Origin of the sequence: Anabaena sp. UHCC 0451, assembly GCF_034931405.1 — a bacterium.
GTDB lineage: Bacteria > Cyanobacteriota > Cyanobacteriia > Cyanobacteriales > Nostocaceae > RDYJ01.
This window is the reverse complement of sequence record NZ_JAYGHA010000001.1, coordinates 90264-100624: the sequence shown is the minus strand read 5'-3', so window position 1 is coordinate 100624 and position 10361 is coordinate 90264. Positions and strand designations below refer to the sequence as shown.

The 10361-nt window shown below is 40.9% G+C and carries 8 protein-coding genes; 6 read left to right on the top strand and 2 right to left on the bottom strand.

Annotated features, from left to right (window positions below):
- Nucleotides 1–27 precede the first annotated feature (27 nt).
- Nucleotides 28–279: a DUF433 domain-containing protein gene (locus tag VB694_RS00430; protein WP_323358337.1), complete on the bottom strand. Its 252-nt coding sequence runs from the start codon at nt 277–279 to the stop codon at nt 28–30.
- A 144-nt stretch (nt 280–423) separates the two neighbouring features.
- Between VB694_RS00430 and VB694_RS00425 the strand changes: the two genes are divergently transcribed.
- Nucleotides 424–1296, top strand: coding sequence for a WYL domain-containing protein (locus VB694_RS00425; RefSeq protein ID WP_323358336.1), 873 nt, complete (start codon nt 424–426; stop codon nt 1294–1296).
- Nucleotides 1297–1346: 50 nt separating this feature from the next.
- Here the strand turns inward: VB694_RS00425 and VB694_RS00420 are convergent, their stop codons facing one another.
- The gene (locus VB694_RS00420) at nt 1347–6110 is read right to left on the bottom strand and encodes a diguanylate cyclase domain-containing protein (protein WP_323358335.1); all 4764 of its coding nucleotides are present in this window, start codon (nt 6108–6110) and stop codon (nt 1347–1349) included.
- A gap of 436 nt (nt 6111–6546) precedes the next feature.
- Here VB694_RS00420 and VB694_RS00415 point away from each other — a divergent pair, with 436 nt between their 5' ends.
- The 5 genes from VB694_RS00415 (at nt 6547) to VB694_RS00395 (ending at nt 10292) form a co-directional block, all read left to right on the top strand.
- The gene (locus VB694_RS00415; RefSeq protein WP_323358334.1) at nt 6547–7470 is read left to right on the top strand and encodes a hypothetical protein; all 924 of its coding nucleotides are present in this window, start codon (nt 6547–6549) and stop codon (nt 7468–7470) included.
- A gap of 135 nt (nt 7471–7605) precedes the next feature.
- The gene (locus VB694_RS00410; protein WP_323358333.1) at nt 7606–7923 is read left to right on the top strand and encodes a 2Fe-2S iron-sulfur cluster-binding protein; all 318 of its coding nucleotides are present in this window, start codon (nt 7606–7608) and stop codon (nt 7921–7923) included.
- Between the two features lie 239 nt (nt 7924–8162).
- Entirely contained in the window at nt 8163–8345 is a 183-nt protein-coding gene (locus VB694_RS00405; protein WP_323358535.1) for a hypothetical protein, read from the top strand.
- A 163-nt stretch (nt 8346–8508) separates the two neighbouring features.
- On the top strand, nt 8509–9546 hold the full coding sequence (locus tag VB694_RS00400; protein WP_323358534.1) for a DUF3326 domain-containing protein: 1038 nt from the start codon (nt 8509–8511) through the stop codon (nt 9544–9546).
- A gap of 164 nt (nt 9547–9710) precedes the next feature.
- Complete coding sequence (locus VB694_RS00395) at nt 9711–10292, top strand: CPBP family intramembrane glutamic endopeptidase (RefSeq protein ID WP_323358533.1); 582 nt, start codon at nt 9711–9713, stop codon at nt 10290–10292.
- Nucleotides 10293–10361 lie beyond the last annotated feature (69 nt).

The following is a 10361-nucleotide window of genomic DNA, read 5'->3' as shown; positions in this document are numbered from 1 at the left end:
TAACAATGCTAGTATCTAGCAGTATTTTCATCTTGGAGACTCTATCAATAAAGGTTCAACTCTTTCATGACCAACTAATCTCCGTGCATAGATTAAACAGGCTTGTACATCTTCCCGTTCTAACCAGGGATATGCTTCCAATAAAGTTTCGATAGTATCTCCTGCTGCTAACATTCCTAAAATATGTTCAACAGCTAGACGACGACCACGAATTATTGGTTTACCGCCAAAAATTTGGGGGTTAAATGTGATTCTTTCTAGTAATATTTGTTCGTTCATTATTCCTGCTCCCTATTTACCCCTTTTTACTATTCTATATTCGGTTATTGATTTAAAAACTGTCCGTAACTCGTTGCTAAAATCTATAATGACATTGAAAATAAAAGTTGACAAGAGAAAACAAGTATAAAGTGTCCGTACAAAATGAGTCGCAAAGGTCAATCTATTACCCTGTCAGTATCAGAACGGGACAAAGCCGAACTAGAAGCGATCGCTCTCGAATTCGGTATGATGTGGGGAGAAGATCCCAATATCTCCAAACTCATCAAAGCCATAGCTCAACGTCAGTTAATTGTTGGTAAAAATCATGACTGGCAAGATTCCCGTATCCGTGCCTTACATCGTTGTATAGCTGCATTAACAGACATTGGACAAATTGAACAAGCGGAAATCATCGCCAATTTGTTACTTGAGCGTAGTGAATTATCCGTACCTTTACGCAAGGAAATTGAAGCTTTTCTCAATAATTCTCCCTCATCTTGGCGGTTACAACTAGATCACTATATTTTGCGTCAACAGCCATTTCAACTGGCTTATCAAGATGCTTCCGAACAAGTATTTAATTTTACAATTAGATATGCAAAAATTGCTCTCCATGAAAAGCGTCAATATCTTGATTGCTGGTGTCAAGAAACAAGAGATAATCATGATGTCCCAGAATTAAAACATAACTGGTGTTTCCGTTTAGACAGAATTAATGAAGCGGCAGTTACGGAAACTACGGGAAAATGGCTTAATAACTTAGATCAAATAGATGTGGAAATGCACCTATTAAACAACTTAGCTTTTGCCTATCAAACTAAACCAGAAGATAAAAAAGTGGAATGGATACCAGATAAACCAAAAGTGAAGCGAGTAATTAGGAGCGTATCAAATACATTTTGGTTTATCAGAGAAATCATGCAATATTCCTCTGATTGTATTGTAGTTTCACCGGAAACCGTGCGATCGCAAATCAAAGAAAAACTCATCAACATGAGTCAAAATTATGACTTGACCCCATTATCCACAAATTAATATCAATATAAGCTGTTGAGGTGAGGTTGGGATGGGTAAAAATACCGCACTCAATACAACCGTAAACAATCACGTCCTTGAGCTTTAGCCAGATAAAGAGCCTCATCAGCAGCAGTAATTAAAGCCGCAGGACAAGAATTAGCATCGGGAATAATACTAGCAACTCCTAAACTGAGAGTCACATACTGACTAACAAGAGACTTTTCGTGAGTAATTTGTAAAGCTTTCACCTCAAAGCGAATGCGTTCTGCTACTTGCAGCGCCCCTAATGCAGAGGTATTAGGTAGCACAATTACAAACTCTTCACCGCCATAACGAGCCACTAAATCATCAGGACGATTTCCGGCTTTGTTGATAGCAGCAGCAACTTGGCGCAAACAATCATCACCAGCCGGATGTCCATAAGTATCATTGTAAAATTTGAAAAAATCGATATCGCAGAGAATGATTGATAGAGGTGCTTGTATATCTTCCATCTGCTGCCAAACTTCATGGAAGTATTCATCAAAGCGGCGACGGTTAGAAATTTGGGTTAAGCCATCGACTGTCGCCTGACGTTGCACCTGTTGATATAATTCAGATTGTTTAATAGCGATCGCCACCTGAGTAGCCAACTGACTCAACAAGCTAACTTCCAGTTGTCGCCAATGACGCGGACCACTGCAATGATGGGCAATTAGTAGCCCCCATAACTCTTCACCTTGAACAATCGGTACTACCAAATTAGCTCTAACCTGAAACTCAGCCAGTAAATCCAAATGGCATTTATTAATCCCGGCAGTATAAATATCATCAATCGCTCGCACCCGTCCTTGGCGATACTGAGGCACATAAACATTTCTAAAGCATGGCTCATCAATCAAACTACGGAGAATTGGCTTAAAGCCATTGGCCACAGATTCCATTGCTACCACACCAGTCCAGTCTGGTTTAAAGCGGTAAATAATTACGCGGTCAGTGTGCAAAAATTGCCGTACTTCCTTCACAGTCGTATTCATAATCTCATCGAGATCCAAAGACTGAAGGATGCGTTGAGTAATACTGGCTACTAATCTTTCCCGTTGATTTTGTAGTCTCACTAACTCCTCCGTGTGTTTGTGTTCTACACAACGGGCAATATCATTAGCAATAGCAGCTAATTGAGCTATAGACCCCTGGGATAGCGGTTGACGGCTAAATACTGTCATCACCCCGACTACAGAATCATCTATCACTAAAGGGTAGCCAGCAAAAGCCTGTAACTGTTCTCGCTGTAACCATTCCCTATCCCTCAAATCTGATTCGTTGAGTATCTGATTAGTCTGGAATAACTGAGAGTTTTGAGCAATCCAACTTACTTTAAACTCACTGATAGGAAGACGATGAGAGGAATCAACCGCATAAAAATATACAGATGATCCGGCACTAGCTGCTAAATCCATAGTCTTGCTGACTGGATTTTGCAACCAAATGCCGGCATAGGCAATATCCAAATATTGCGTCAGGATTGCTGTACACTTTTGCAACAGCGCCGATAACTTTTGATGTTGACCGACAATATTGGCGATATGAGAAGCTAACTGGGCTAAATTGAGGCGCTCAAGTAATTCCTTTTCTTTTTGCTGGTATCCGGTGATTGTTTTTGCTAATTCTTGTTGCCGTCCTTCCAATTCATGAGCGTCATCTAACTGCTGTTTTAAATGGCATTTTTCAATTTGGTGCCGGTGCAATTCCAACTTATTCATGACTTGAATAGCCAGAATTTGTAGTGTCTCTTGCTGTTCCGGGTTTAATTCCCTGGGTATATAATCTGCAACACAGAGAGTACCCAAGACAAAACCATCATTTGTCACCAAGGGCGCACCGGCATAAAAACGCAATTTGGGATGAGATGTTACTAGAGGATTAGTTGCAAATCGCGGATCAGCTAAAGCATCAGGGACGATTAAAAAATCATTTTGACAGATGGTGTGGGCGCAAAATGCGATCGCTCTCGGAGTTTCCGTAATATTTAACCCCAGTTTAGACTTAAACCATTGTCTTTCTTCATCTATTAAACTGATAAAAGCAATGGGAGTTTGACACATCCTTGCCGCCAAGCGGGTGATATCATCAAAGGTTGCATCGTCGGGAGTATCCAGAATTTGATATTTTTTGAGTGCGGCTAACCGCTGCGTTTCGTTGCTGGGGACGGGATTAACGGGAGGAGAGTCAACACTAGGACTAAGAAGATGTTTGGTATTTGGGGGGAATTTTTCCAAGAGAAATTTGGTAGCGGCTTCCCCACTCAGGGGTTTACTTAATAGAAAGCCTTGGACGGTATCACAGTTAGCCAGACGCAAAAATTCTAATTCTTCTAAAGTTTCTACTCCTTCAGCCACCAAAGTTAAATTAAGTCCATGTCCCAGGGAAATTACAGAAGTGATAATTGCGGCGTTGCTGGAACTTTTGGTTAAGTTGCGGATGAAAGACTGGTCTATTTTCAAACTACTCAGAGGAAAATACATCAGCAAACTCAGGGAAGAATAACCAGTCCCGAAATCATCCATAGAAATGTGAATTCCTAAAGCCTGGAGTTCTCGCAAAGCCGCAACAGTAAAATCCACATCTTGCATTAACAGACTTTCCGTAATTTCCAGTTCTAGATATTGGGGTTCTAGTTGAGTTTCCTGTAAAATCTGGGTAATGGTTTTCACCAAGTTGGGTTGCTGGAACTGACGAGCAGAAAGATTAACCGCCACCCGTAGCGGTGGGAGTCCAGCTAACTGCCAGAGGCGATTTTGAATACAAGCAGAGCGCAATACCCACTCACCAATATCACAGATCAATCCAGTTTCTTCGGCGATGGGGATAAATTGGGCTGGGGAAATTAGCCCCATATCTGGATGATGCCAACGCAGTAAGGCTTCCATGCCTGTAATTTGACCAGTTTTTAAGTCTATTTGCGGTTGGTAGTGCAGGAGTAATTCTTGTCTACCCAGGGCTTTATAAAGGTTATTCCCTAACACCAATCGCTCGAAAGAGGTGGCGTTCATGGTAGCTGTATACAGCAGGTAATTATTTTTTCCCTGTTGTTTGGCGCGGTTAAGAGTAGTATCTGCGTGTTTGAGGAGGGTTTCGGCTTCTTCGCCGTCGTAGGGTGCTAGGGCAATACCAATACTGGCGCTGATATGCAGTTCTTGTTTATCTATTTGTAAGGGTTGGGCAATGACATCTAATAGCTTTTCAGCAATTTTGGTAGCATCATCGGCACAGTTAATGTGTGGTAGGAGTAAGGTAAACTCGTCATCTCCCCAACGAGCTACTGTATCTTCTGGTCGCAAACAAGTTTTGATGCGTTCGGCTACGGTTTGCAAGAGCAAATCCCCTACTGCATGACCTAAACTATCATTAATTCTTTTGAATCGATCCAAATCTAAACATAGCACTGCTAACATTCCCCCCCGTTGGTGAATATTCACCAGTGACAAAGCCAGCAGTTCGTCAAATAATAGCCGATTTGGTAAGCCTGTGAGGAGATCGCAGGAGGTGTGATGGCGCAGCAAATTTTCTACCCGTTGCTGCATGACGGCAATATACAAATGTAGTCCAAAGGATTGAGCTAATTTGATTTCGCTTGCACTCCAAGGTTGTACCTGTCCGGTTTTGATTTCTCGCCAAGCTGCAAAGGACTCACGGGGGCGTAAATTGCGATCATCGGGGTGAGAACGTCCTGCCCATAAGGTTTCTGTCTCAATCTCCGGGCGGAAAAGTGTTAAGCAACCTAAATACTGCTGCTGATATTGCAAGGGTACAATCAGCAAGGATTTGATTTGAGTATTTTCAAAAGCAGTAACTAGGGCTTTGAGTCGGGTATCTTGGTAGAAGTCAGCGATGCTGTAGGAATAGACTGCACCAGGTTGATTGATGGAACACTCGGTTTTTTCCCAGGTTCTCATGACTTCTGAAGGTTGCCGATGACTGAATGCTAGTACACCCTGCCATCCCATTAAGTTTTGCCAAACATTGCTCTCTTCAATTAAGTTATGATTTGGTTGTTCTCCCCAAATGTATGTCTGCGCTGGACGTTCAGCCATATCCGCTCTGATGTAGAGTCTACCTCCATTAGCACCCAAGGTGGTGACAATGTGTTTGAGGACTGATTGCCGGATTTCTTCTTTGTCTAAGGAAGCACCCAGCCAGTTTTTAATTTGGCTAATAGCTGTTTCTTGCAGTGCTTGTTGTCGGGCTTGTGTAAATAGGTTTGATTGAGCGATCGCAATTAATAATTGGTCTACTAAAAGTTGTGTAATCTGTAATTCTTGTTCTGTAAAGGGTCTAGGCTGGCTATGGTGTGCTACCATTAAACCCCACAGGTGATTTTGGTACAAAATTGGCATGGATAGGGAAGCTGCCACACCCATTGTTTTCAAATATTGCAGGTGACAAGTATCTACTGGTTTGTAGCGAATATCTTCCTGTTTATGAATTTCTAGATATCCTGGTGATTTGATCCGGCTGGTGGTTTTTCGCTCAGATGCCACGTCTACAATTATCCGCTGACGGGCTGTAATTAACATTTCTCTTGCTTGCGGTGGAATATCGCTGGCGGGAAAGTGTAATCCTAGTAAGGAAGGTAGGCGGTCTGCATTTATGGATTCGGCAACTACTTCACCACTACCATCAACTTCAAAACGATAAATTTTAACTCTATCTATACTTAAAAAGCTACGTATTTCTGCCGCAGTTGTCGCTAAAAGATCTGGCAGTTCTAAGGTTTGAGAAATGCGCTCAGTGATGTGACTGAGCAGGTCGCCTTGATACACTGCTTGTTGAGAAGGCAATTGATTTTTCATCTGTTCTTCCACCCACTCTACTCAGTTTCAGGGCTTAACTCTTTCTTAATTATATTTTTAATTTGTTATTTTTAGTCTTGAATGTAACAAAAAATTCACGTTAAATGATTCAATTAATATAATAATAATCTAAGTAAATTAAGGTAGGCAGTGTCATAGCACAGCAAGAATTCAGGTGAGGATAAAATCCCCGACTTCTTTTTATTTATTATCTCCATAAACGATAAATTGATCTGGTGAAGTCGGGGTTATGGGTATCAACAAGTGCTATAGCTGAATACTTACATATCACATTTTAATTAATGGTGGTTAAGTTTCAAAAATCAATAACTTCAATAAATAGCACAATAGAAAGCATTATGAATTCTCAAGAGACGTTCCCCGGAACACCTCTACTGACTCCTGACATTGATTCATTAATCTGAGCAAAAGTTCCATGTCACAAGACAAACGACGGAAACCAAAGAATGAGCAAACAATGCCACCTTCCCCACCACCCTACCAGAAAACTCCACCAATTTGGAAAGTAACAATTATTCAATTTTTGCGGGGAACAATTGGGGTTTTAGAAAATACTGTAGTCAAACTAGAGACAGCACCACCACCTACTACTGAGAAAAAGCCTAATTTTTTAGAAAGGCTTTTATTGGGATGGGATAGATTTTTGCAGACATTACGCTTGTTTTTACCATCAAATGTTTCTAATAATATATCAGATTCAGTTTTAACGGGAATTCTAGTTGTAGTTGCAGTGGTAATAGTTGGGACATCTACATTTATATTTACTTCTAAACCTATTGAGGTAGCAATTCTTCCCCCAGTGGAGGAAGTTCCTATACTTACACCCAGTTTAACTACACTACCAGAAGCAATACCCACACCAGAACCAGAAATAATCCCAGAACCGCAACCAATACCCACAACAGAAATAATACCAGAACCAGAAATAATCCCAGAACCGCAACCAATACCCACACCAGAACCAGAACTAACACCAGAACAAGCTTTAATTGCGTCTATTGAAAATCAACTGGGGGAAATTACTGTTCCCTTAAAGTCTAACGGAGATAAAAATATTTCTGCTAACCTGATAAAATCTATTAAAGCCAATTTGCGTAGCAGTGATTTAATAATTACAATTAGTGATGATTGGTACACTCTAGAATCATCTCAACAACAACAATTAGCAGCGGATATATTACAACGTTCTCAAGAACTAGATTTCACTCATTTACAACTTGTTGATTCTCAAAATAGGTTAATTGCACGTAGTCCAGTTGTTGGTAATGAAATGGTGATTTTTAGGAGTCAAGACTCATCATCATCAGGATTTGTAATCAACAGTAATATCATAAATTGACACCAATCTAGACCTAGAAACTGATTTGAAATCCAAAAGTTAAGATCCAAAATTGTATAATCGTTTGTAAAAATAGTATATTATCAGATAAAATAAATCATTTAATTGATCCGTTGGAAGACTCTGCTGTTATATATGTCTAACACTTACACCGTTGAAATTGACCACCAAGGTACAACTTATACCTTACAAGTTCCCGATACCGAAACTATCCTCTCAGTTGCTCAAAAAGCTGGTTTAGATTTGCCAACTTCTTGTGGTGCTGGTGTTTGTACTACTTGTGCTGGTCAGCTTATTTATGGAACTGTAGACCAAACTGATGGTATGGGTGTAAGTACAGAATTGCAAAAACAAGGTTATGTCTTACTTTGTGTAGCTAAACCCCGTTCTGATTTAAAAGTTGAGACAGAAAAAGAAGACATAGTTTATCAGAAGCAATTTGGTAAAGATTAGTAAATTGGCTAATGGGTAATGGGGTAAGAATTCAGGTAAGGCATTAAGATCCCCGACTTCTTTTATTTATTGTGTCCATAAATGATAAATTGATCTGGTGAAGTCGGGGATCTGGGTATGAACGATTGCTATAGCTGAATACTTACGTAATGGGTAATCAATTTTTCTCAATCACCAATTACCAATTATCAAAAAATAGCTGTATTCTAGAAATCACCCATACTATAGATTTTACCATCATGACTACTCATTTTATTACTGCCGAAATCGACTTACAAGAAACACCCACAGAATTACAAAAAGCCATTGAAGCTGAACTGAAAAAACAAGGTGAACCCCTGCGCTGGGCTGTTACTTCTGTTGATACAGCACAGAAAAAAGCCACAGTAGAAGCTGTAGTAACTACAGGAAATGCTGAATAATTGCTAAATCCTCAAAACTAAGGCGTTGCTAAATGAGCATAAAAGAAATTAAAAATTTGCAACTTTGCGCCTTTGCTACTTTATGCCTTTGCGCGTGCCTCTTTCAGAGGAACTTCGTTAACGTGCAGCGTGCCGTAGGCATAATATAATTTATACTGCCATGATGCAACGCCCATATACAGCAATTTTAATTATCCCAACCGGCATTGGTGCAGCCATTGGCGGTTATGCCGGTGATGCATTACCTGTAGCTAGAGTTATATCACAAGTATGCGATCGCCTAATTACTCATCCCAACGTCCTCAACGGAGCAAGTTTATACTGGAATATTCCTAACTCCTTCTATGTGGAAGGATATGGTTTGGATAAATTTGCCGATGGGGAATGGGGTTTACGACCTGTGCATAGTAACCGAGTAGGTTTACTTTTAGACCAAGGAATAGAACCAGAATTAATGCTGCGACACCTACAAGCCGCAGATGCAGCCAGAGCCACATTAGGATTAAATATTACAAATCATGTAATTACCGATGCCCCATTAAACGTAGAATTACGTATGTCATCATCTGGCGCAAGTTGGGGAACAATTGGCAACCCAGATAGTTTATTGCGAGCAGCGAAAATATTGATTAAAAAAGAGCAAGCAGAGGCGATCGCAGTTGTTGCCCGTTTCCCCGATAATATAGATGAACAAGCAACGCAAAATTACCGTCATGGTCAAGGAGTAGACCCCCTAGCAGGTGCAGAAGCCGTAATTAGCCATCTATTAGTGCGAAACTTTCAAATTCCTTGCGCCCATGCTCCCGCCCTGGCCGCAGCATCCCCAGATCCCCATTTATCCCCCCGTTCCGCCGCCGAAGAATTAGGTTATACTTTTTTACCATGCGTCCTTGTCGGTTTAAGCCGCGCTCCCCAGTTTATCGTCAACAGAGAATTGATCAATTCTTTACCAGCAGATATCTGGGCAGATCAAGTTGATGCTGTTATAGTACCTGCAAACGCTTGTGGTAGCAGCACTTTATTGAGTTTAAGCCAGAAGCAATGCCAAATAATTACAGTTGCAGAAAATAAAACTTTAATCCAAGTTCCAGCCCCAGCGTTAGGAATCAAATCTATACAGGTAAACTCTTATGTAGAAGCAGTAGGTATATTAGTCGCTCACAAAGCAGGTATTAATCCTTGGTCATTAGTCAGAGAATAGGCAAAAGGCAAAAGGCAAAAGGCAAAAGGCAGGAGTTGATGAATTTTACCCAATCCCCAGCCCCCAGTCCCCAATCCCCAATCCCCAATCCCCAATCCCCAATCCCCAATCCCCAATCCCCAGTCCCCAGTCACCAGTCCCCAGTCCCCATTATTGAAACGCCTGTGGTTGAACAACAAAAACAAGAACCAGAAATTCCTCAACTCTCACGCACTCAAGTATTAGTAGCTATGGGTGCGACAGCGATTATTTTATGGATAGCCGCCAAGCTGTGGTTGCGCTTTGGTAACTTTCCCCTGTTTAAGTTGTATTGGTATCCTCAAGATTTATTTTTAGGAGTAGGATTAGGGATAATTATTACTGTTTTCAGTGGTTTAGCTTATCGCTTTTCCCCTCGCTATCGTAAAAGCGCAGATTATTACCTAGAACTTGTACTCAAGCCTTTAGTGTTACCAGATTTGATCTGGCTAGGGTTATTACCTGGGTTAAGTGAAGAATTGTTATTTCGCGGTGTCATGCTACCAGCTTTAGGTGCGGATCATGTAGCCGTTCTTGTTACCAGCCTTTGTTTTGGAGTTTTACACCTCAGTGGTGCCGAACAATGGCCTTATGTAATTTGGGCAACAATTATCGGGATCATCTTGGGATATAGCGCCCTATTGAGTGGCAACTTGTTAGTGCCAATAATAGCTCATATCCTCACAAATTGGTTATCTAGCTATTTGTGGAAAACTCGGCAATTGTAGTAGGTGTGTAGTAGGTGACAGTAAAGATGGGGAGATGGGAAGAAATAAATATTTACCTCCTGACTCCTG